Source organism: uncultured Metabacillus sp., from assembly GCF_947503125.1.
Lineage (GTDB): Bacteria > Bacillota > Bacilli > Bacillales > Bacillaceae > Metabacillus.
The window spans coordinates 1-373 of sequence record NZ_CANNCR010000197.1; the positions used below are offsets into that span (position 1 = coordinate 1).

Genomic DNA, 373 nt, shown 5'->3' on the forward strand with positions numbered 1-373 from the left:
AGGTCAGAGGTGGAAGCGCGGTGACGTGTGGAGCTGACTGATACTAATCGATCGAGGACTTAACCTATTAGAAAAGCGTAAACTCAGTAAATGAATTGTATAAAATCGTTATCTAGTTTTGAAGGAACATAGTATCCTTTCAAACTTCATACAAAGTAAGAGGGTTTCGAGGAACGAACAGTTCAAGGAATCGATTGAGGAGACACCGGAGCGTACAGCCGTACGTGAGGATGTTGACGATTGAGATGACGCAGAAATGTGAAGTTCATCGGAAGCCGTAAACCATTTATCTGGTGACGATTGCGAAGAGGTCACACCCGTTCCCATGCCGAACACGGAAGTTAAGCTCTTCAGCGCCGATGGTAGTTGGGGG

General features: G+C 45.8%; 1 rRNA gene. It reads left to right on the forward strand.

Annotated elements, in window-relative coordinates:
- Window positions 1-289: 289 nt before the first annotated feature.
- Window positions 290-373, forward strand: a 5S ribosomal RNA gene (rrf, locus tag Q1B07_RS26810); the annotation flags it as partial.